General features: G+C 68.6%; 18 protein-coding genes and 1 pseudogene. 5 read left to right on the top strand and 14 right to left on the bottom strand.

All coding sequences use genetic code 11. The features are described 5' to 3' along the window. Positions 1-133 precede the first annotated feature (133 nt). The 3 genes from M4J07_RS04870 to M4J07_RS04880 form a co-directional block, all read right to left on the bottom strand. Complete coding sequence (locus M4J07_RS04870) at positions 134-1,519, bottom strand: cation:dicarboxylate symporter family transporter (RefSeq protein ID WP_374214992.1); 1,386 nt, start codon at positions 1,517-1,519, stop codon at positions 134-136. A gap of 298 nt (positions 1,520-1,817) precedes the next feature. After that, positions 1,818-2,759: a virginiamycin B lyase family protein gene (locus M4J07_RS04875; RefSeq protein WP_445276297.1), complete on the bottom strand. Its 942-nt coding sequence runs from the start codon at positions 2,757-2,759 to the stop codon at positions 1,818-1,820. After that, entirely contained in the window at positions 2,756-3,379 is a 624-nt protein-coding gene (locus M4J07_RS04880; RefSeq protein ID WP_305127272.1) for a CatB-related O-acetyltransferase, read from the bottom strand. Before M4J07_RS04880 ends, M4J07_RS04875 begins: the two co-directional genes overlap by 4 nt. Before the next feature lie 259 nt (positions 3,380-3,638). Here M4J07_RS04880 and M4J07_RS04885 point away from each other — a divergent pair, with 259 nt between their 5' ends. Continuing rightward, entirely contained in the window at positions 3,639-4,532 is an 894-nt protein-coding gene (locus M4J07_RS04885) for a LysR family transcriptional regulator (protein WP_255967543.1), read from the top strand. A 230-nt stretch (positions 4,533-4,762) separates the two neighbouring features. On the opposite strand, the gene M4J07_RS04890 is transcribed toward M4J07_RS04885, so the two are convergent. The 9 genes and pseudogenes from M4J07_RS04890 to M4J07_RS04935 all read right to left on the bottom strand — a co-directional run bounded on the left by M4J07_RS04890 (position 4,763) and on the right by M4J07_RS04935 (position 14,802). Then, complete coding sequence (locus tag M4J07_RS04890) at positions 4,763-5,056, bottom strand: VOC family protein (RefSeq protein WP_255967545.1); 294 nt, start codon at positions 5,054-5,056, stop codon at positions 4,763-4,765. A gap of 253 nt (positions 5,057-5,309) precedes the next feature. After that, positions 5,310-5,618 carry a type II toxin-antitoxin system PemK/MazF family toxin gene (locus M4J07_RS04895; protein WP_255967547.1) on the bottom strand — a complete coding sequence of 103 codons (309 nt, stop codon included), beginning with the start codon at positions 5,616-5,618 and terminating at the stop codon, positions 5,310-5,312. Positions 5,619-6,095: 477 nt separating this feature from the next. Further along, on the bottom strand, positions 6,096-8,726 hold the full coding sequence (locus M4J07_RS04905; protein WP_255967558.1) for a valine--tRNA ligase: 2,631 nt from the start codon (positions 8,724-8,726) through the stop codon (positions 6,096-6,098). Between the two features lie 370 nt (positions 8,727-9,096). Further along, a pseudogene (locus M4J07_RS04910) lies at positions 9,097-9,312 on the bottom strand (dienelactone hydrolase family protein); the annotation flags it as partial. A 101-nt stretch (positions 9,313-9,413) separates the two neighbouring features. Next, positions 9,414-10,946 (bottom strand): hypothetical protein, encoded by a 1,533-nt coding sequence (locus M4J07_RS04915; protein WP_255967560.1) that lies wholly within the window; start codon positions 10,944-10,946, stop codon positions 9,414-9,416. Positions 10,947-10,983: 37 nt separating this feature from the next. After that, complete coding sequence (locus tag M4J07_RS04920; protein ID WP_255967562.1) at positions 10,984-11,544, bottom strand: hypothetical protein; 561 nt, start codon at positions 11,542-11,544, stop codon at positions 10,984-10,986. A gap of 69 nt (positions 11,545-11,613) precedes the next feature. Then, on the bottom strand, positions 11,614-12,546 hold the full coding sequence (locus tag M4J07_RS04925; RefSeq protein ID WP_255967564.1) for a hypothetical protein: 933 nt from the start codon (positions 12,544-12,546) through the stop codon (positions 11,614-11,616). 224 nt (positions 12,547-12,770) lie between these two features. After that, positions 12,771-13,154, bottom strand: coding sequence for a hypothetical protein (locus tag M4J07_RS04930; RefSeq protein ID WP_255967566.1), 384 nt, complete (start codon positions 13,152-13,154; stop codon positions 12,771-12,773). 127 nt (positions 13,155-13,281) lie between these two features. Next, a complete protein-coding gene (locus tag M4J07_RS04935; protein WP_255967567.1) occupies positions 13,282-14,802 on the bottom strand; it encodes a PucR family transcriptional regulator ligand-binding domain-containing protein in 1,521 nt (506 codons plus the stop codon). A 193-nt stretch (positions 14,803-14,995) separates the two neighbouring features. On the opposite strand from M4J07_RS04935, the gene speB reads away from it, so the two are divergent. Both speB and M4J07_RS04945 read left to right on the top strand, forming a co-directional pair. Continuing rightward, positions 14,996-15,991, top strand: a complete 996-nt coding sequence (gene speB / locus M4J07_RS04940) for an agmatinase (protein ID WP_255967569.1) — start codon at positions 14,996-14,998, stop codon at positions 15,989-15,991. A gap of 38 nt (positions 15,992-16,029) precedes the next feature. Next, complete coding sequence (locus M4J07_RS04945) at positions 16,030-17,331, top strand: MFS transporter (RefSeq protein WP_255967571.1); 1,302 nt, start codon at positions 16,030-16,032, stop codon at positions 17,329-17,331. Positions 17,332-17,484: 153 nt separating this feature from the next. Here the strand turns inward: M4J07_RS04945 and M4J07_RS04950 are convergent, their stop codons facing one another. Next, positions 17,485-18,204, bottom strand: coding sequence for an SDR family oxidoreductase (locus tag M4J07_RS04950; protein ID WP_255967573.1), 720 nt, complete (start codon positions 18,202-18,204; stop codon positions 17,485-17,487). A gap of 295 nt (positions 18,205-18,499) precedes the next feature. Here M4J07_RS04950 and M4J07_RS04955 point away from each other — a divergent pair, with 295 nt between their 5' ends. Then, complete coding sequence (locus tag M4J07_RS04955) at positions 18,500-19,141, top strand: hypothetical protein (RefSeq protein WP_255967575.1); 642 nt, start codon at positions 18,500-18,502, stop codon at positions 19,139-19,141. Between the two features lie 505 nt (positions 19,142-19,646). On the opposite strand, the gene M4J07_RS04960 is transcribed toward M4J07_RS04955, so the two are convergent. Next, positions 19,647-20,222, bottom strand: coding sequence for a TetR/AcrR family transcriptional regulator (locus M4J07_RS04960; RefSeq protein ID WP_255967577.1), 576 nt, complete (start codon positions 20,220-20,222; stop codon positions 19,647-19,649). A gap of 100 nt (positions 20,223-20,322) precedes the next feature. On the opposite strand from M4J07_RS04960, the gene M4J07_RS04965 reads away from it, so the two are divergent. After that, entirely contained in the window at positions 20,323-21,243 is a 921-nt protein-coding gene (locus M4J07_RS04965; RefSeq protein ID WP_255967579.1) for a zinc-binding dehydrogenase, read from the top strand. Positions 21,244-21,295 lie beyond the last annotated feature (52 nt).

Genomic DNA, 21,295 nt, shown 5'->3' on the forward strand with positions numbered 1-21,295 from the left:
CGGCTCGATGCAAGACCTGACGGAGATTCACATCTGCCACAGCGGCAACGCCCTGCGCCCGGCGCCTGCACAGCGCCGGGGCTGTCCCGCAGGGTCTCTCCGCGCCGGGTTCGCCCGCGCTCCCGAGCCTGGATCAGGTGCCGGAGTCAGAACCCTTGACCGTGGCCTGCGCCGATTCGGTGGCCTCCCCGCGTCCGACGGTGTCACCGCGGTCGGGCGTACTGCCGGGTTCCTCGCCGTTCATCACGCGCTTGGCCGTCACCCGGTCCAGGGCGCCCTCCCAGCGGGACACGGCGAAGACGGCAACGCAGTTGCCGAGGAGGTTGGTGGCCACGCGCATCGAGTCCATGATGCGATCGACGCCGAGGAGCAGCGCGACGGCTGCGGCAGGGATGACCCCGAGGGCGGATGCCGTCGCGGAGAGTGCGAGGAACGCCGATCCCGGAACGCCCGCCATCCCCTTGCTGGTGAGCATCAGCACCAGGACCACCGTGATCTGCTGGCCGAGCGACAGATCGACGCCGATGGCCTGCGCGATGAAGAGCGTCCCGACGGAGAGGTAGATGGAGGCTCCGTCGAGGTTGAACGAGTAGCCGGTCGGCAGGACCAGGCCGACCGCGTCGTCCCGGCAGCCCGCCGCGCGGAGCTTCTGCATCATCCGGGGCATCACCGTCTCGCTGGAACCCGTCCCGAGTGCGAGCAGCAGTTCCTCACGTGTGTAGCGGACGAACTTCCACAGGCTCAGTCCGGTGACCGCCTTCAGCGCGCACCCGAGAATCACCAGGAAGAGCAGGGCGACGCCGTAGCAGACGGCGATGAGTTTGCCGTAGGTGGACATGGCGCCCACTCCGTACTCGCCGACGAGGTGTGCTGTGGCTCCGAAGACCGCGAGCGGGGCGAGCTTCATGATGTAGCCGACGATGGTGAACACGACGTCCTGGGCCTGCTCGATGAACGGCAGGATCTGCGGCACCTTGCGCTGACCGAGGTGAAGCAGCGCGGCGCCCACCAGGCAGGCCAGGACGAGGACTTGCAGCAGGGAGTTCTCTGCGAACGCTCCGACCGCACTGTCCGGCAGGGATTCGAGGATGAACTGTGCGGTGGAAGGCAGTTGGCCGCCGCCCGTCGCGTCGTCCACCGCGCTCTGTTCGAGCGTGGACGGATCGACGTTCATGCCGGCGCCCGGAGCGAACAGATTGCCGGCCAGCAGGCCGACGACCAGGGCGATACTGGTCGCCACCTCGAACCAGATCAGGGCTTTCACGCCGATCCGGCCGAACGCCTTGAGGTCACCGGCCTTGGTGATGCCGGCGACGACGACGCAGAACACCAGTGGGGCGATCATCGCTTTGATGAGGCGTACAAACCCGTCGCCGAGCGGTTGGAGCGACGATCCGACCTGCGGCCACAGGCGTCCGACCAGGACACCGAGCAGCAAGGCGAGCAAGACTTGGGCGAACAGGCTGGTGCGCAGCAGACGTCCTGCGCGACGGGCGAAGCCTGCGTTGGTGTGCGGCACGGGCACTCCTACTGGGGCGAAGTTTTACAGAGCGGAAAATTGATTCCACTTTCCGCCCTGCCACTATGATCACCACCGCAGTGTTGTGAAAGAGGCTGAACCAACTTGCCTGTAGATCTTGGAGGTTGATCCAAAGGCCGTACGTCTGTCGCCGGGCCTGCTCCCTGGACCGCTGCCGGCGCGCTGCAGATCTGCCTCCGGTGATGTCAGCGCTACGGCGGCGGATGACCCAGTAGGCGGCGGAAAGCCCGGATCCGGGCACGTGACGCCTCGGTCTCGAAGATGACGAGGGCGTACTTCACGTCAGATTCCTCTTCTCGGTCGGTACGGCAGGGGTCGTGGTTTCGGAAACGGCGGCCGTCGGATCGAGGCGTGCCAGCGCGCCTGTCTCCAGCGCGGTCCACAGCGCGCCGTCCGGGCCCACGGTGATGCCGTGCGGTTCGGAGGCCGGGGTGGGTAGTTGGTGGACGGTGATGTCGCCGTCGGAGGTGATCGACCCGACCCGGTTCGCGCCCCACTCGGTGAACCACGCGGTGCCCTGCGCGTCGGTGGTGATGGCGTGCGGCCGGGCCGACCGGTCCGGCAGCGGGTACTCGCTGATCCGGCCGTCGGGTGTTCTGCGGCCGATCTGGCCGGCCGCGATCTCGGTGAACCAGACGCTGCTGTCCCGGGCCACGGTGATACCGACCGGCGCGGCCGCTTCGGTGGGCAGCTCGTGGACGGTGATACGGCCGTCCATGGAGATGCGGCCGATAGCGTTGGCCTGGTTCAACGTGAACCACATCGCGTCCTGGGCCGCGGCGATTGCAGAGGGGAAGGCGCCGGTACGCAGCAGCGGGAACTCGGTGACCGATCCCTCCGTGGTGATCCGGCCGATGCCGTCGGCGGCGGTCTCGGTGAACCACAGGGCATGGTCCGGTCCGACGGCGATGCCGAAGGGACCGCACTGTGCCGTGGGCAAGGGGAAGGTGGTCACCTCGCCGGTCGTGGTGATCCGGCCGATCTGGTGCGCGCGGTACTGCGTGAACCACAGGGCACCGTCCGGACCGTCGCAGATCACTGTCGGTCCGCTGTCCCGGTCCAGTTGATGACGGGTCGGCTCCTGCCCCGGGACGAATCGGCCGATCTGGCCGCTGTGCACCAAGGTGAACCACAGGGCGCCGTCGGAGCCGGTGGCGATCGCGTACGGGCCGCCGGCGGGATCGGACACCACGTACTCCTCGACTGTCCGCGTCGTCACTGCTGCCCCAGGCCTTCGGCCGCGGCGATGCGCGCGATGTCCTGCGGCGAACCGGCCATGATGGTGCGGGCGTTGGCGGTCACCACGTCGACGGGCCAGTCCCACCAGGCAGCGCGCAGCAGCTGTTCGACGGCCTGGTCATCGAAGCGCTGCCTGATCGCCCTGGCCGGGTTCCCGCCCACCACGGTGTAGGGCGGCACGTCGGCCGTGACCACCGCGCCCGCCGCGATCACGGCACCGTCGCCGATCCGCACTCCGGGCATCACCGTGGCTCCGTATCCGAACCACACGTCGTGGCCGACCACCGTGTCCCCGCGGCTCGGCATGCCGGAGACGATGTCGAGGGTGTGCTCGGCCCACCGGCCTCCGAACATGGTGAAAGGGAAGGTGGACACCCCCATCGACGGGTGGTCGGCACCCGCCATCAGAAATCTCGTACCCGTCGCGATCGCGCAGTACTTGCCGAAGATCAAGCGCTCCGGGCCGTAGGCGTACAGCACATTGCGCTCTACGAAGTCGGTCGCGCCGTCGGGGTCGTCGTAGTACGTGAAGTCACCCGCCACGACATGGGTCCCGGTGACCAGTGGCTTCAGGAAGACGACCCGTTCGTGAGCCGGCAATGGATGGAGGGTGGCGGGGTCGGGGGTGTGCACAGAATTCCGGTCAGACGTCACGCGGGAATCTCTCCATATCGGTTCCGACGGGGCAGGCAGGCAGCCCAAGGCGTGGGGCCCGAGGCTGCCGAACTGGCTTCGTCCCAGCATGCGGAGGGGGCGGCCCGGGAACAACAGCCGATCTTGTTAGGGTCGTTAACTCAGAAGTTCATGATCCGGGGCGTCCGAAGGCCGGATTCAGAGCCGAGCGGAGGGGCGGGGCGGGATGGAACTGCGGGACATCGAGATCTTTCTGACGCTCGCGGAGGAACTCCACTTCGGCCGCAGCGCCGAACGCCTGAAGGTCTCCCCGGCACGCGTCAGCCAGGCGATCAAGAAGCAGGAACGTCGCATCGGCGCGCAGCTCTTCGAGCGGACCAGCCGGCACGTGCGCATGACTCCCCTCGGGGAAGAGCTGCACCAGAGGCTGAAGCCCGCTTACGACGACATCCAGGCGGCCATAGCTGAGGTGACGTCCATCGCCCGGCGGCCTGCCTCCACGCTGACCCTGGGCGTGATGGGCGCGCAGATGCATGAGATGCGCCCGGCGCTCGCCCGCTTCCGGGCCCGTCACCCGACCGTCGAGCTCCAGTTCAAGGAGGTGTTCTTCAGCGATCCGTTCGGAGCGCTGCGGGCGGGTGAGGTCGATACGGTGGCCACCTGGCTTCCGGTGCGTGAACCGGACTTGACCGTCGGCGTGGTACTGCGCGAGGAACCCCTGCGCCTGATGGTGGCCACGGACCATCCGCTTGCCGGGCAGGAATCGGTGAGCATGGAAGTGCTCGGCGACCACAAGTTGCCGCGCGTGGACGGCCCGCTTCCCGCCTATTGGGAGAGCACTGTCCTGCCGGTCTGTACACCGGCAGGGCGTCCGATCCGCCGAGGCCCAGCCGTCTCCACGTTCTACGAAGTCCTCGCTCTTGTCGCGGCTGGGGACGTCGTGTGCACCGTCCCAGATGAGGGGCGGCGTTACCACGCACAGCCTGACATCGTCTTTCTGCCCGTCCCCGATGCACCGCCCGTCCAGTGGGGCCTGGTCTGGCGCACGGACGGCGCGACCCCTCTGGTGCACGCACTCGCCGAAGCGGCGACGGAGCACGAGGGCCCGACGGCGCGGTAGGGGCGGCACCTTCGCCCAAGGCAACGCCGTCGTCGTCGAACTCACCGACGACGCCCCGTTCCACCGCCTCGTCGTGGAGGCTGCCGCCCCGCGAGCCACCCTGGCCCTCGTCGATGACGCCGTCCCGAACTGACCCGCTGGCCGCAGGCCTTCGGCACAAGGACAGGCGTCGCAGCCGTCGCGGCGCCAGTGGCGGGCACGCCAGCGGTGGGGTCTCGGCCTGGCTGCAACTACCGCGCAGTGTCCGTGCCGTTCGGGGGATCGAATACGCAGAACTCGCTACCCTCCGGGTCGGCAACGACGATCCAGCGAAAGCCGTGATCGCTGAGATGCATGCGGTTCTTGCCCAACTTCGGTTCTGGAACGTGTTGCAGGAGAAGGGTCGGTGCAGGAGTGGCCCGACCAGGGCTCAGGTAGGGAGGTCCGTGGAAGCCGCGCTGGTAGTCCAACGGAGCGAGCGCGGCGAGCCAGAAGTCGGCTTGCGCTTCGGTGTCGACACAGTCCAGCGTCACAACGATCTGCATGGCGGAACGGTAGGAGGCTCAGTCCGCCCTGACGACCCATTCTTCGGCAGCCCCGACGATGCTGTCACTCTTCAGGCCCCGGGCATCCTCTGCGAGCCCGATCGACTGCGAGTTACCCATGGGGCCCCAGCCCCTGATCATCCAGCCTTGGTTGGTGATCTCGATTGTGAGGGGCGCCGAGGAGGCAACTGGCAGCGTCGATCACCTGGACGAGACCGACCATGCCGTCGTGAGCGTCCGTTTCCTTCTCCGCCTACCCGAGTCCACCGAGACGGAGGGCGTTCTCAATCTCGCTGAGTTTCGCGGAGGACAGGGCGCCCGCCCGCTCGATCAGGTCGTCCCGGGACACGGTGGTCAGCCACGTGCAAGGGGTAAAGCCCGGACGCGGGAACGCGACCCGAAGCACGCCTTCAAAGGGCAGCCCTTCCACGTCGCCTACTGCCACTTCGACGCCCAGACCGGTGATGTCGACACCCGCCCGAGCGACAACCTGCATCACCCTGATCCCGGACGCGTCGTCTCCCGACAGCAGCACGACCGGCCGCCGCTCGTCGAACTCCACCCACCAGACTTCGCCACGTTGCACATGACCTCCTGACACAGGACGGCGCGCGGACGCTACGCAAGTGCGACGCGCTCTGGAGACGGGTGCGGCCATCCGTTGATCATCGGTGTGTGAAGACAAACGATCTCACTGCGGCCGCATGTCTCAGCGTAGGCCCTGCCCGCTGGCAGGAGGCGTTCTGGGGCCTGATGAGCCGGACAGCAGGACGGTGTGCACGGGTCGAACCCCGTATCCCGGTCTGGAAGTTGGCGCTCGTACCGCTGTCTGACCTGCCGCGCAAGAACTGCTGGACTTGTCGGTCTGATCCGCATGGCGGAGTTCGGTCTCGACCAGGCCATGACGGTCGCACGCCAGCGGGACTTCTCCCTGGCCAACCCTTCGAGAGCCTCGGAATCCCGTAAGAGCGAAGTGACTCGACGCAGCGATCCCCGGACGAGTCGTCGTCCGGGGATCGCTGAACTGCCTACCCGACGGTTACGCGGGCGGCAGGGTGTCGATCTGGTTCTGCAGCCGGACGATGTCCGCCTCGGCCTTCGCCAGGCGGCCACGGATCTTGTCCACCACGTTGTCCGGCGCCTTCGCCAAGAACGCCTCGTTGCCGAGCTTGCCCTCCGCCTGCGCCTTCTCCTTCTCCGCCGCGGCCAGATCCTTGGCCAGTCGCTTGCGCTCGGCCGCGACATCGATCGTGCCGGACAGGTCGAGCGCGACCGTGGCACCCGCGATCGGGAGCGTCGCGGTGGCGCTGAAGCTGTCGCCTTCCGGCTGCAGACGCAGCAGCTGACGGATGGCTGCCTCGTGCGCGGCGAGCGACGTGTCCGGCAGGTCCAGACGCGCAGGAACCTTCTGACCGGGCTGGAGACCCTGGTCGGCGCGGAAGCGGCGGACCTCGGTGATCACCTGCCGGAGGTTCTCGATCTCCGCCTCGGCCGCGGCGTCGCGGAAGGCGCTGTCCGCCGGCCAGTCGGCAAGGACAACTGTCTCGCGGCCGGTGAGCGTGGTCCACAGCGTCTCGGTCACGAACGGCACGACCGGGTGCAGCAGGCGCAGCGTCACGTCCAGGACTTCGCCCAGGACGCGGGCGGAAACCTTCGCCTGGTCGCCGCCGTCCATGAACGTCGTCTTGGACAGCTCGACGTACCAGTCGAAGACCTCGTCCCACGCGAAGTGGTACAGGGCGTCGGCGAGCTTCGCGAACTGGTAGTCGTCGTAGAGCGCGTCCGCCTCGGCCACGACCGTGTTGAGCCGGGACAGGATCCAGCGGTCGGTGGCCGACAGCCGCTCCGCCGGGGGCAGATCGCCTTCGATCGTGGCGCCGTTCATCATCGCGAACCGCGTGGCGTTCCAGATCTTGTTGGCGAAGTTGCGGGACGCCTGGACCCAGTCCTCGCCGATCGGCACGTCCGTGCCGGGGTTGGCGCCGCGGGCGAGGGTGAAGCGCAGTGCGTCGGAGCCGTACTTGTCCATCCAGTCCAGCGGATTGACGGTGTTGCCGAAGGACTTCGACATCTTCTTGCCGTGCTCGTCGCGGACCATGCCGTGGAAGGCGATGGTGCGGAAGGGGACCTCGCCGTCCATCGCGTACAGGCCGAACATCATCATCCGGGCGACCCAGAAGAACATCAGGTCGTAGCCGGTGACCAGGACCGCGTTCGGATAGAACTTGGCCAGATCCTCGGTCCGGTCCGGCCAGCCCATGGTGGAGAACGGCCACAGCCCGGAGGAGAACCAGGTGTCCAGGACGTCGGTGTCCTGCTCCCAGCCCTCGCCGCTCGGCGGCTGCTCGTCGGGACCGACGCACACGGTCTCGCCGTTCGGGCCGTGCCAGACCGGGATGCGGTGGCCCCACCACAGCTGACGCGAGATGCACCAGTCGTTGAGGTTGTCGACCCAGTCGAAGTAGCGCTGCGACAGGTCGGCCGGGTGGATGTTCACCCGCCCGTCGCGAACCGCATCGCCCGCAGCCTTGGCGAGCGTCTCGACCTTCACCCACCACTGCAGCGAAAGACGCGGCTCCAGCGTCGTCTTGCACCGCGAGCAGTGCCCGACCGAGTGCACGTACGGCCGCTTCTCCGCGACGATCCGGCCCTCGGCCCGCATCGCGGCGACGATCGCGGACCGCGCCTCGAACCGGTCGAGCCCCTCGAACGGCCCGTGCACGGTGATGATGCCGCGCTCGTCCAGGACCTCGATCGACTCCAGGCTGTGGCGCTGGCCGATGGCGAAGTCGTTCGGGTCATGCGCAGGGGTCACCTTGACGGCACCGGTGCCGAACGCCGGGTCGACGTGCGTGTCTGCGACGACAGGGATGGTACGCCCGGTCAGCGGCAGCGCGATCTGCTTGCCGATGAGGTGGGCGTACCGCTCGTCGTCCGGGTGCACGGCGACGGCAGTGTCACCCAGCATCGTCTCGGCGCGGGTGGTCGCGACGACGACCGTGTCCTCACCCTCGCCGTACGTCATGGAGACGAGCTCGCCGTCGTCGTCCTGGTAGTCGACCTCGATGTCGGAGATGGCCGTCAGACAGCGCGGGCACCAGTTGATGATGCGCTCGGCCTGATAGATCAAGCCCTCGTCGAACATCCGCTTGAAGACTGTCTGGACAGCGCGGGACAGGCCCTCGTCCATGGTGAAGCGGTCGCGGGTCCAGGCAACACCGTCACCGAGGCGCCTCATCTGCCCGGCGATCTGGCCACCGGACTCGGCCTTCCACTGCCACACCCGCTCGACGAACGCCTCACGGCCCAGGTCGTGCCGGGACTTGCCCTCCTTGGCGAGCTCACGCTCGACGACGTTCTGGGTCGCGATGCCGGCATGGTCCATGCCGGGCTGCCACAGCGTCTCGTAGCCCTGCATGCGCTTACGGCGGGTCAGGGTATCGATCAGCGTGTGCTCGAAGGCGTGGCCCAGGTGGAGGGAGCCGGTGACGTTCGGCGGCGGGATGACGATCGTGTACGGCGGCTTGTCGCTCTTCGTGTCGGCGTCGAAGTAACCGCGCTCTACCCAGCGCTCGTACAGCGGCCCCTCTACCTTGGCCGGCGTGTACTGAGTCGGCAGTTCAGGGGTGCTGTTCGGCCCGCTCGTGGGGCGCTGAATGTTGTCGGTCACACCAGCCATTCTATGGCCCTGACATTCCTGGCTTCGCCTGACCGAAGCGGGCGGGCCGCCCCACGATCAGTTCAGAAAGGTGGCCGCACGAAGGAACTTCAAGTGTGACCAAGAACTTTCCCGTGCGGCCATGGTTCAGCCTATCCCTCCATCCCGGACAAGCGGCAATCCTCCCTGTTGGGCGCGGATTCCCGCTCCACGGAACCAAACGACGAGTTGATTCCCGGCGAGCCCTGGGCAGTTGCGGACGCGTCTGGCGTAGCCGGGCACGTCCGCGAGGTCCAAGCGGTCGAATAGGGCGGCACCCGCGGATCAGTCGCGGGAGCAGCGACATGGCCAACTGCTGGACGGAACGGGTGAAGCGGCGCGGATCGTCGGGTGGTGCCATGTGGCGGATGAGGGCGCCGCCGTAGACAGTGAGGCGCCGGTCGACGCCCGCGGTCTGCATCTCGGCGGCGAACGCGTCCCGTTGCGCGGGCGGCATGATCGGGTCCTCCGAGCCGACCCCCGCCCACACGGGGCGGCGGATGCACGCCGCCGCGCCCGGTCGCCCGACGCCGATGCGGGGCACGGCTATCTTCCGCAGGACTGGCTAGAGTTGGGGACCGTCGCCGTAGTGACCAGGAGTCAGCAGGTGGGCGAGGGGGCGGCATCGTCCGTCGGCGAAGCAGCGTCTGGGGCACAGGCTCAGGGCCGGTAACGCACGATCACCGCTCGGCTGAAGTTCGCGTCACCGGACGCTCCGAGTTCGGCCTTCCCTACACCCCAAGCTTCATCGGTGCCCGGCACCGCGGCGATCTCGGACAGCCTGAACACCTGCTTGCGGTCGGCCTCGGAGACCTTCCCGGTCACCCCGGCCAGATACGCGGGCCGTGCGATCCGGGTCACCTTCCCGTCTTCGCCGCGCACCCGCCTGGCGTCGAGAATCCCCGCGGGCAGCTCACTCGACTTGCTCCACTCCTCCCCGTCCCAGTGCAGAGCGCAGGGCCGGTCTCCGGGTGGCGTGTACCGAGGGCCGGTGTACGGGCCGTACTCGATCCCCATAGCCCACACGTCGTCGGCTGCGCGCGCCATGAGGCTGTGCACGGGGGTCCGGCAGCCGGGATACCGCGCGTCGTCCTTGTCCACGTCCGGCATCCTCTCCTCGCGCCAGCGCAGCCCGTCCCATCGCGCGGCCGCCAGCCGGAGTGGGCGCGGTTTCGGGTGGCCCGGGTCAGGCTTGTCCGCCAGATCCGCCGCAGGGTTGGGGGTGTCCCCCACCACCCACGGATCTCCTCCTGCCGTCTGGGCCGTGATGGCTTGGGGCTCCAGGGGCAGCCGGGTGGCGGTCCAACTGCGCCCGTCCCAGTGGCTGGCCGTCCGCTCCTTGTGCTCGCCCAGCACCCAGACGTCCGAGGGCCCGAGCACAGCGACGGCGTTCACTCTCCCCACCCGGGGTACCTCCACAACCCGCCAGCGGTCGCCGTCGAACCGAGCAGTGAGGGCAGTGGAGCGACTGCCAGGCCCGTGATCTGCCTGAGCGAACAACCAGACGCTGCCCCCGCCGGCGTGCAGAGTCGAGGACGCGCTGATCGTGCCGCCGTCCAGAGCGTCACGGAGATCTGCCAGGACGTCATACTCCTGCCAGCGCGACCCGTCGAACCGGAGCATCTGCAGAGCCGGGCGACCGGCCCGGGCATCCTGGCGTACTGCCAAGGCCCAAGCGTCGCGTGGGGACACGGCTGCGATGTCGAACGCTTCGTTGCCGAAGGCGGTCCTGTTCGATACGTACTCGTACGTCCACCTCGCCGGTTGGGCGGTCGATGCCGCCCCGGCGCGGGGTCCGCCGCCGGGGGCACTGGCGGCGGGGCGCCCGTCCCCACCTGTTCCACACCCGGCGAGCAGAGCCACGCCGACGAGCATCACCACGCTGCTGGAGAGACGGGACATCGGCATGTGCGGGATTCTATGCCCGGCAAAGTCGACCCTGTCATGCTGGATTACGGCTGACACTGCGGTTTCGCACGGTTCGAGATCGCTGTCTGGAACCCCGAACGCCCCTGGTTCAGCGAGGGCGAACCGGCGGCTCAGCTCGCGGCCCCGCGCCTCGATCAGGTCCTCCAGATCGTGGTGGGTCAGCGCGGCCGAGGCGGGGTCGGCCAACTCCTCGGTGAGGCGGCCGAAGGCCCTTGCGGCGGCGGCGAACCGATCGACGCCGGGCAAGGCGTCGTAGGGTTCCACCACGGCTCTTCTTTCTTGGGTGCTTCGGTCTGGCTGGTTAACGCCGAAGCCAGAGAGAAGAGCCTTCATCGTTCCGGGAGTTGACCGGTTCCACACCGTCGCCGGGGTGGGCCACCGTGAACCGTCCGGGCTCGTCCTCGGTCAGCCGGCCCCGCTCCGCCAGCCGTTTCAGCTTCCCCCGCGTCCCCTCGATCCTTCCGGTCACCGCGGGCAGCCCGATCCGCGGCACGATCTGCTGGGCCTGCATCGGCTTCGCGGCGTCGGTAAGGACCTCGATGATGTCCCGGTAGACATCCGGCAGCACCGCAGCCGACAGCCCCTGGCGCCAGTGCGGCACTGTGATCGCCCCGACCACCCGCACCCCGGGGTGCACCGGGTTCTCCGGCTCCGTGCCGCCGGCCACCGGTGCGGTCGCTCCGGACCCGTCCAGATCCATGATCACCTCGGCCACCGTCTCCCGGGCGATCCGCAGCCGCGACCATGCCTCCCGCTCATCCTCCAGACGGGCCGTCAGCCGGGCGAGCTCCGCTTCGAGCGCCTCCACCCGGGCCCGGGCCACCGCCGCCCGCGCCTCCAACTCCCCGATCGGCGACCCCATCAGCGTCGCCTCCTCCACCCACACGGCAGAGACCCGACCACGCCGCCACCCTTCATGCGCAGTCGTACGTCAGCCCACCCGCTCATAGGTAAGGACAGTCTTCGGGTGGTTGCCGATCGTGCGTAGGCGCAGCGGGCCGTCCGAGGACTTCACGTCGAAGCGGTACTTGAGCTCCTCCGGCGGGCAGTTGACGGTCCTGGTGCCCTGATCGAGCTTGAAGTTGTTCATGGACAGGTTGTACTGGTCGGTGCCGGTGACAATGGCGCTGCCCTTGCATCGCGGGCCGGTGAGGGACTCGATGACCATGCGTGCCCAGTTACCCGGCTCGACCTGGTGGATGGTCAGCTGCTGGCTGCCGTCCGTGGCTCGCCACCGGCCCACGAACCAGGAGTGGATGGGCTTGTACTCCGTGGCCGCCTTGGCGAATCCGGAGCCTTTGCGCCAGGTCAGCGTGGTGGTACGCACCCAGCTGGGATCGACGAAGTCCACTCGGGTGCCACCGTCGCTGATGCGGGCCTTCGGCCAGACGGTGTACTTTTTGGCCGGGTCGGTGGTCCAGGAGGAGAGGTCCCCGGTGGCGACGGCCGCGATCACCTCGTGCGGTTCGTCCCCGTCCCTGCAGTACTGGCCGAAGCCGACCGCGAGCCACACGGTGTCCCGGTACGCCTTTGCCCTGATGCCGCCGCACGGGTTGGTGCCGGTCTCATAGACCGTCTTCCGGGCGGACCAGGCGTCGCCAGAGGCGTCGCGATGCTGTGCCTCCAGGCCGCGGCGAGTGAAGCGGAGGGACACCTGCCGGCCGTCGGACAGTTCGAGGACGGTGTGGTCGTCGTCGGCCTCGACGACTCGTGAATCAGGCTTGTCCTCGGGTCCGCGGTGGGACTTCGTGTGCTTCGCGCTGCTGCCGGACTGTCCCTTGTCCGATTGCTCGGCGCAGCCGCCGACGGCTGCGCCGAGCATCAGTACCGCTACCGCCCACGCCGCTGCGCTCTTCGTTCTCATGCCGTGTCAGCCCCCCTGTACCCCGCGCCGCGATGCCCGGGCCGGTGAGTGGCACGAACTCGGCGATGATAGTCAGTGGGCGGCCCGCCCCGCTCGGCCCCCGACACGGTGCGGCCCCGGCGGTTCCGTCACTCGTCGAGGACGGCGGCGACCGCACCCGGCCCGGGCCGTCGCCTCCCGCGCCTCCAACTCCCCGATCAGCGACCCCATCAGCGTCGCCTCCTTCACCGACACGGCAGAGACCCGACCACGCCGCCATCACCCACAACCACGATCTCCCAGCTCAAACCATCGGGGCCGTCCCCGGAAGAGAGCTGCACCCGTTGATCTTCGCAAGCTTTGCGGGTGGCCATGAGCTGGGGCATGCCCACCTGCACCTGGCCGACGGAGCGCCAGAGGACGTCGGCCGTGCCGAGCAGCGTGGCGGCCGATGCCGGTGCGGACACGGCCACCGCCGCGGCCAAGAGGTCGATGGCCATAGCGGCCCCGAGGAGGTCGTGCAGCCGGTGTTTGATGGTCAGGGCGTCGCGGGCGTACCGCCCGGCCGCAGTCGGATCGCCACTTGCCAGCGAAGCCGTGGCCAGGGAGTACAGGGAGTAGGCACGCATCCACAGCTCACCGTGCTGCTCGCATTCCGTGCACAGTGCCCACCATCCACCGGCCGCACCGCGTCCCTCGCTCACCCCAGCCCGGATTGCGCGCAAGGCCCCGCACGGGCGCCCTGCTCAGCCGCTGTCATCCGGCGTCGTACGTATCCGGTGCCCAGCCTGACAGCAGCGCCTGGGCCTGGAAAGCGATCCACAGGTCGGTGAGATCACCGGTCTCGGCGATCGTACGGGCCGTGAGCTGTTCGACCCGCTGCATGCGGTACATCACCGTCTGCTTGTGCACGTTGAGCGCCGCGGCGGTGCGCTGCCAGGAACGGCGGTGGCGCAAGAAGGCGTGGAGGGATGCGGTGAGTTCCGTGCCGTGGTCCGCGTCATAAGCGAGCAGCGGGCCGAGCACCCGGTCCACCACGGCGCGCGCCTCTTCAGGCGTGCGCAACAGCTGGTAGGGAGCGCTCTCGTCGTAACGGGCGATCAGTCCTGGCGTGCGGTGGGCCACGGAGAGGGCCCACACGGCCTCGTGGCGAGCGATGGGGATCCGGTCCGAGGCGTCCACCAGGGCGCTGAAGCCGAGTGCGGAGTGAGCGCCCAGCTTCTGCCGCAGCGTCGGAAGCAGCAGCGGTGCGTCATGGATCAGCGCGAACAGCAGCCCCCCGTCCTTGGACAAGAGGTGCGGGATACGCCTTCGGCCCAGGGCCAGATGAAGGTCGCGCTGACCGGGAGTGTCGTCGTGACGTGCGGCCACGACGACGGATCGGGAGGGATCAAGCCCCGCAGACGTCAGCTCGCGAGCTGCGGCGTCCCGATCGAGGCGTGCGTCGAGGAGTTGAGCGAGGAGTTCCGCACCGACGCGACGCTCGTGCTCGCGGATCATTGCCTGATGAGCGGTCTCCACCGCGGCCGCGGTGGCCAGATGGTGCAGCAGCGAGGTGTCTTTGCCGGGGAGATTCACGGCGACGAGCACGGTGGGTTCCTCGGCGGGGACTTCGACGGCTATGGCCGTGGTCCTGCCGGGAAGGGAGAGGTGGAGCACGCCGGGGATGCGTCCGTCGTGGCTGCCCACTTCAGTCAGGAGTGCCTGGCGCAGGGCGGGGTCCGGTTCGGCGGCCGCCGGATCCACGGGGTGGGCGCTCGCGGTGTCCAGGAGCAGGAGTCGGCATCGCAGGTCGCGGGCGAGGCGGGCGGTCGGGGAATCGCCGTTCCGGCTGCCCAGCGCATCGCGCAGTGCACCGTAGATCCGCTCGACCTGGCCCACACGCGCCGACGACTCGCCGGCGTTGGCGTCGGCGACCGCTCGGGCGATCGCGGCGAAGCTCACCGCGTACGGGGTCGTCAGGACGGATAGCGCACGCTCGTCGGCGGCGCCCGCGAACTCCCTGTGCAGGGGCGGAGTCTGGGGGTCTTCGCCGATCAGGATGCCGCTGGCGCCGGCGTCGGCGCAGCTGTGCACGAGGGCAGCCTGGGCCGACCCCGCGCGGGGCAGAGTGCGCCCGTTGCGCATGAGCAGCTCGCCGCCGGCCACCCAGTTCCACGGGCTGTCGAGGTCGGAGGCATGCGCCCAGGTCACGGCACGACCGAGGCCCGTGGTCCCGGCGAAGAGCGCGAGCCGCAGGTGGGGCAGGTGAAGTACGTCGGCGACGGTGGCGGGCACAGGTCTCTCCAGACGGGATGTTCGTTGGCCCTGATGGTCTTATGCGATCGCTCAACTGGCAATCCGCGATTGTGTGTTTCGCCTGGTGGATCCGGTTGTGCCGACGGGCGCAGACTCGCTGGACCTCGGGGCCCGCGGTGGAGATATCGCGGGGCCCATCGCGCCGTTGCCCCCCGTCCAGAAGGAAGCACCCATGCCGCCCCGCACCGGACCGCTTGAAGACGCCTCCCGTACACCGGACGCATCGGTCGTCGGTCAGGTCAACGCCCAGGCCAGTCCCCGCTATGCGGGACTCACCACCTTCGCCCGGCTGCCACGCGCCGAGGACGTACAGGGCCACCACTATGACGTCGCCGTGGTCGGGGCTCCCTTCGACACGGGAGTGACATACCGGCCCGGCGCCCGGTTCGGGCCGGCCGCCATCCGTCAGGCTTCCCGGCTGCTGCGCCCGTACAACCCTCAACTCGATGTGATGCCGTTCCGCGACCAGCAGGTCGTGGACGCGGGCGATCTGCCGTGCAACCCGTTCGACATCGAGCAGGCGAGCAAAGAGATCGAAGAGGCTGCGTACGGACTGATTCGCGAGGGCGGGCGCCTGGTGACCCTGGGCGGAGATCACACCATCGCGTATCCGCTGCTGCGCGCCATGAACCGGGCTCACGGACCGGTCGCCCTGGTCCACTTCGACGCGCACCTCGACACCTGGGACACCTACTTCGACGCGCCGCTCACCCACGGCACGCCGTTTCGACGGGCCGCCGAGGAGGGTCTGTTCCTGCCCGCCCGCAGCGCCCACGTCGGTATCCGCGGCTCGCTGTACAGCCCTCAAGACCTCGCAGACGACGCCGAGTTGGGCTTCACCATCGTGCACTGCGCCGATCTGGAGACAACTCCCGTGCGCGACGTCGTCTCCTTGCTCCGCTCCCGCATCGGCACAGCACCGCTCTATGTCTCCGTCGACATCGACGTGCTCGATCCCGCGCACGCCCCCGCGACCGGCACGCCGGAAGCGGGTGGCATGACCAGCCGCGAACTGCTCGGCATCCTCCGCGGCCTCAAGGGCCTCAACCTGGTCGGCGCGGACATAGTCGAGGTCTCCCCCGCCTACGACCACGCCGACATCACCAGCGTCGCCGCGGCCAATCTGGCCTACGAGTTCGTCTCACTCTGCTCACGCGCCCCGCGCTGACCTGCCTCTCCACACCCCTGCGAACGAAGAGAGCTTTCATGAGCGGCACCCGGACCACGCCCCGCCGCGCCGCACTCGCCGCGCTCACCGGGACCAGCATCGAGTGGTACGACTTCTTCATCTACGCGACCGCGGCGGCACTGGTCTTCCGCGACGTCTTCTTCCCACCCGACATGGACCCGCTCCTGGGCACGATCGTCGCCTTCGGAACGACATCGTTCGGGTATCTGGGCCGCCCGGTCGGCGCGGCCCTCTTCGGGCACCTGGGCGACCGTGTCGGGCGCAAACGCACGCTGATCATCACGCTGACGACCATGGGACTCGCCACCTTCGGCATCGGCCTGCTGCCCACGTATCAGACTGCCGGTGCTCTCGCCCCGCTGCTGCTGATCACCCTGCGCTTCGCGCAAGGCGTGGCAGTGGGCGGGGAGTGGGGCGGCGCCGCGCTGCTGTCCGTCGAGCACGCACCGCCCGGACGCCGCTGCTTCTACGGCTCCTTCACCCAACTCGGCTCCTCTGTAGGGGCGTTGTGCTCCTCCCTGGTGTTCACCGCGGCCGAGCACCTGGGCGGCGACCTCACCGACGGCGCCTGGCGCCTGCCTTTCCTGCTCGCCATCCTCATGGTCGCGGTCGGCCTGGCGGTGCGCCTGTCCGTGGACGAATCCCCGGAGTTCACCGCGGTCCGCGCGGAAGACACCTCACGAGCGCCGTTGCGCGAGGTACTGAGCAAGATGCCGGGCACAGTCCTCACCGGAGCCGGCGCCATGCTGGTCGCCACCGGCGGCTACTACGTGACGTCGTCCTTCTTCATCTCCTACGGCCACGGCCAGGGAGGCATGCCTGTCTCGACCCTGCTCAACTCACTCACCGTGGCCGCACTGTGCGAGATCCTCTTCATGCCGCTGGCGGGATGGCTGGGCGACCGCTGGCAGCCGCAGTACGTGGTGATCATCGGCCTGCTGGGAATCGCGATCATGGCTGTCCCTCTCTTCCTCGCATCCCACAGCGGCTCGGCTCTCCTGGTGTACGCGGCGAGCGCTGTGATCGCCTTCTGCACCGCCTGCAACTACGGCCCCATGGCGTACGTGCTCTCCCAGCTCTTTCCGGCCCGCGTCCGGTACACGGGCACCTCCCTCTCGTACCAGCTCTCCGCTCTCACTGCCGGTGCCCTCACCCCGATCATCCTGCCGAGCCTGCTCGCGGCAGCCGGGGGCAATCCCGCGCTCGTCCTCGGCTATCTCGCCCTCCTCTGCCTGGCTGCCTGCGCCTGCGTCATGGCCACCCGCCGCCACATGGACACACCCGCCGCGCCCTCTCCCCAACCAGCAGGTTCACCGTGATCCGGAAGATGTCCAATCGACGGTGCGGTCGGTGGTGTCGCAGCCACTGAACTGGTCGCTCGCCACCCTCATGACCAGCCGAGAGCGTCGCAGGACGCCCGCGTCCGGCTGAGCGAGGAGGACGAAACCGACGACCTGAGCCCCGAACCGTGATCAGGTGTTCAGGAACTGCTGGAACAGCTGCTGGAGATGGCTGTCGAACTCCCGCCGGTCCTTGCTCAGCCACTCCTTGACCATTGCGGTGTACTCGTCGACGACGATCTCGAACGCACCGGTCTCGACACCGCCGAGAGTGATACGGGCGACCTCGGCTGGGTCCATCTTGGGCACGTCGTAGCCCTTCATCATGTCCGTGTCGGCCGCCCCGAGGTGAACCGAGGAGACGAGCGTGCCCTGGCCGGCCAGTTCCTGGCGCAGCGCATTGCTCATGTTCCAGACCGCGGCCTTGGAGACCGCGTAGGCGCTGTGGCCGGGTGAGACGAGCCAGGATGCCGAAGAGGCGATGTTCACGATCGCACCCCCGCCGTTCGCCGCGAGGACCGGCGCGAAGGCGCGGGTCATGGACAGCGTGCCCCAGAAGTTCACGTCCAGTGCGGTGCGGACTGCGTCCAGGTCGCCGAGCAGGTCGCCGCCTGCGACTCCAGCGTTGTTGACGAGCAGGTTCACGTCGCCCGCCGTGCGGGCCGCCGCCGAGACGGCGTCCGGGTCGCAGATGTCCAGGGCGAGGACCTCGACACCGTCGAGGTCGACGGACTCGGGTCGGCGGGCAGTCGCGTAGACCTTCGCTCCCCGCTCGACGAGTTGGGCAGCAAGCTGACGGCCGATGCCGCGGTTGGCTCCGGTCACGAGCGCGGTGGCTCCGTTGATGTCCATGACGCACACACTAGAACCTCACGTCAACGTGAGGTTCACGTCTCATCGTCCCGCAGAGGTGCCCTGTGTATCGCCAAGGACGTAGGGAGATCAGGGCGAATTGCCGTGACCCGCGGGCGTGTTGGAGGGTTTCGAGATCACGCCCCTGAGCCGAAACGCGGTGCGCGCCCAATGCCGACGCCGGTCGGCCCAGGCGGCACTGCCTAGTGCTCTGCCGCATACCTTCGCCGGGTTGCGCGAGTGTGGGGCCATTGATGCCAGCTACCTGGCCGAGGCGTCCGCCTATGCTCGGCTCGTGCAGCCGCTTTCCGATAGCAGCAATCCATTGATCACAGCGTTCCCAGCCGAGCTTGCAAGTGATGCCGAGGCAGTTTTGGCGGTGATGCCTGAACCTCGACACCAGCCGCATGCCTCGTTCTCGGTCGTTGTAGAGGGCCAGCAGGTTTTGATCCCCGGGCGCCTCTACAACGACGAGCCGCCAACTGAGGCGGTGACGTCGCTCTCGTCGCGCCAACGGCAGCTTCTGCACTGCCTGTACTCAAGGCACTGCGACGGAGTGGTCAGGCAGCGTCACCTGGAGCAGGTCGCTGGTTCCACGGACCCGTGGGTCGTCCCCTTCGTCGTGCAACTGGTTGGCGAGTACGTCTTGGAGATCCTGGTCGTCATCCGCGATGAGCTCCGTGATCTCGCCACGCCCGGCACCTGCGGTCACCTCGCTTACGGGCAGTTCATCGTGGACAACCCTGCCTTCTTCGCGCGCACTCAACGGCGAGTCGTGAGCTACTGGAGCTGCTACTACCGGGGCAACTACGCGAGTTTTCGGGGCTACCCGGGGTGCACTCTTCTTGACCTCCTACGGTCCGCTGCCTCTGACAGAGCAGGGCATCCCTGGCCCAACCTCGCTCCCGCTGGCACCAGGGTGGACGGCTACTGTTAGTAGGAATCCGTTAAGTCTCGTCGCACCTATCGCGAACTGACCGCCGCGCTCCGCACACTGCGGAGCAGCCACCAGTCCGTGCGATTAGGCGCGTGGCGGCGGGCCGCTCGCCCCCGCCTGGAGATCTGGGCGCGCATGTTCCTGGTCCTGGTCCCGTCCTTCTACATGACGCCAGGGTTCCTCACCGCAGCGTGGCTGCCGCTCGGCGACGTGGGCGATGGCCTTGCGGATCTCACCTCGGCCCGCGGAACGGACGCCCTCCAACTGAAGGTCCGCCGACCGGCCGCCACGGCGCGCCCAGCAGAGTCCCGACGCCGTCTCCAACCTCGCAGCCGTCGGCACGGCCGCCCCACGCCGATGCGAGGGGGACGGATATCTCCTGCTGCACGGGCCCGAGTTGAGAGCCGTCACCGCAGTGGCCGGGAGTCAGCAAGAGGGCGAGGGCAGTGGGGGTGGTTCCGTCAATCGCATCGCCATAGCCACGTCAGCAGGAGGCACTCCGAGATCAGTCGCGGCCGAGCAGCGCCGTGGCCATCTGCTGGACGGAACGAGTGAAGCGGCGGGGATCGTCGGGGGGTGTCATGTGGCGGATGAGGGCGCCGTCGAAGGCGGCGAGCACGGCGTGGGCCACAAAGTCCGCGTCGAGATCGGGACGGGCTTCGCTGAACAGAGTGCCGAGATGGCGGTGCCAGTGCTGGTAGCTGGGGTCGCGGTACTTGTCCTCGGCGCAGGCTTGCCCGTGTGCGGACAGCAAGGTGGCGTTGCCTTCGGCGATCGCGCCGAGCGCGTCGAGGAAGGCGAGCAGTCGCTCGGGGGTGGGCGCCCCGGGCCCCAGGGGTGGGGGTCCGTTCTCGATCGCATCGCGCAGTTCCCGGGATCGTTCCTCCAACAGCGCCTGCAACAGTCCGGCGCGGTTGCCGAAGCGCCGGAAGACGGTGCCTTTCCCGACTCCGGCAAGTGCGGCGACGCGGTCGAGTGACACATGGTCTCCGCCGCCTTCGGTCAGGAGTTGCTCGGCCGCACTGAGCACCGCGCGGCGGTTACGGGCCGCGTCGGCGCGTTCGGCCCGCTGTTCAGTCATCGGCACTCCAAGCTAGACGGACTGTCGGTCCGCATATTACCGTGCACCATCCGGACTACCGGTCCGCTTCATGCATGTCTACAGGGGAGATCTCATGGCCATGCGCGCGCTCGTCGTAGATCCCGACGCGCAGGGATCCCTGCGTCTCGGGACGGTCGCAGAACCCCAGGCAGCACCACATCAGCTGGTGGTCGAGGTGCAGCACGTCTCACTCAACCGCGGTGAGGTGGCGTTCGCGGGACGACTGCCGGCCGGAACCGTTCACGGCTACGACGCCGCCGGCGTCGTAGCGCGTGCCGCGGCGGACGGCACCGGGCCGTCCGTGGGAGCCCGGGTCATAGCGTTCGGCGCCGGCGCGTGGGCCCAGCGGATGGCCGTGGCCACCACTGCGGTGGCCGAGGTCCCCGACCAGGTCGACCTCGCCGGCGCCGCCGCGCTGCCGATGGCCGGTGTCACCGCCCTTCGCACCCTGCGTACCCGCGCGATCCTGGGTCGGCGCGTACTGATCACCGGCGCGGCCGGCGGCGTCGGCCGTTACGCGGTCCAGCTCGCAGCCCTGGGAGGCGCCCACGTCATCGCCTCGGTGGGATCCGAGGCACGCGCGGCCGGCTTGGCCGAACTGGGTGCCCACTCCGTGGTGGTCGGCCTCGAAGGCATCGACCGGCCGGTGGACCTCATCCTCGACAACGTAGGCGGCCAACAGTTGGCCGCAGCCTGGGAACTCCTGGCGCCTGGCGGAAGTGTGCAGAACATCGGCTGGGCTTCTGACGAACCGGCGGTGTTCGCGCCGTACTCGCTGTTCTCCGTGGGGCCGTCCAAGACGATGAACACATTCGGTGACGTCCATGAGGTCGGCCCTGACCTGGCAACCCTGTTGGAGTTCGTGGCCGCGGGGAGGCTCTCCCCGGAGGTCGACTGGCGTGGTTCCTGGGAGCGCGTCGCCGAGGCCGCCCAAGCACTGCTGGACCGGCGCATCGCGGGGAAGGCGGTCCTTGACGTAGAGCCGACAGCGGCCCACTGACTCGACCCGGCCGGGCGGCGTGCCCACGAGTGGCTGCCCCCCCCCGCAGCCC

This window comes from Streptomyces longispororuber (assembly GCF_024448165.1).
GTDB classification, from domain to species: Bacteria; Actinomycetota; Actinomycetes; order Streptomycetales; family Streptomycetaceae; genus Streptomyces; species Streptomyces longispororuber_A.

What these genes read in the sequence shown, in the direction of transcription:
- M4J07_RS04920 (WP_255967562.1), bottom strand. Translation starts at nt 11,544, where the DNA reads ATGGGGTCGCCGATCGGGGAGTTGGAGGCGCGGGCGGCGGTGGCCCGG.
- M4J07_RS04925 (WP_255967564.1), bottom strand. Translation starts at nt 12,546, where the DNA reads ATGAGAACGAAGAGCGCAGCGGCGTGGGCGGTAGCGGTACTGATGCTC.
- M4J07_RS04965 (WP_255967579.1), top strand. Translation starts at nt 20,323, where the DNA reads ATGCGCGCGCTCGTCGTAGATCCCGACGCGCAGGGATCCCTGCGTCTC.
- M4J07_RS04960 (WP_255967577.1), bottom strand. Translation starts at nt 20,222, where the DNA reads ATGACTGAACAGCGGGCCGAACGCGCCGACGCGGCCCGTAACCGCCGC.
- M4J07_RS04885 (WP_255967543.1), top strand. Translation starts at nt 3,639, where the DNA reads ATGGAACTGCGGGACATCGAGATCTTTCTGACGCTCGCGGAGGAACTC.
- M4J07_RS04930 (WP_255967566.1), bottom strand. Translation starts at nt 13,154, where the DNA reads ATGCGTGCCTACTCCCTGTACTCCCTGGCCACGGCTTCGCTGGCAAGT.
- speB (WP_255967569.1), top strand. Translation starts at nt 14,996, where the DNA reads ATGCCGCCCCGCACCGGACCGCTTGAAGACGCCTCCCGTACACCGGAC.
- M4J07_RS04945 (WP_255967571.1), top strand. Translation starts at nt 16,030, where the DNA reads ATGAGCGGCACCCGGACCACGCCCCGCCGCGCCGCACTCGCCGCGCTC.
- M4J07_RS04950 (WP_255967573.1), bottom strand. Translation starts at nt 18,204, where the DNA reads ATGGACATCAACGGAGCCACCGCGCTCGTGACCGGAGCCAACCGCGGC.
- M4J07_RS04890 (WP_255967545.1), bottom strand. Translation starts at nt 5,056, where the DNA reads ATGCAGATCGTTGTGACGCTGGACTGTGTCGACACCGAAGCGCAAGCC.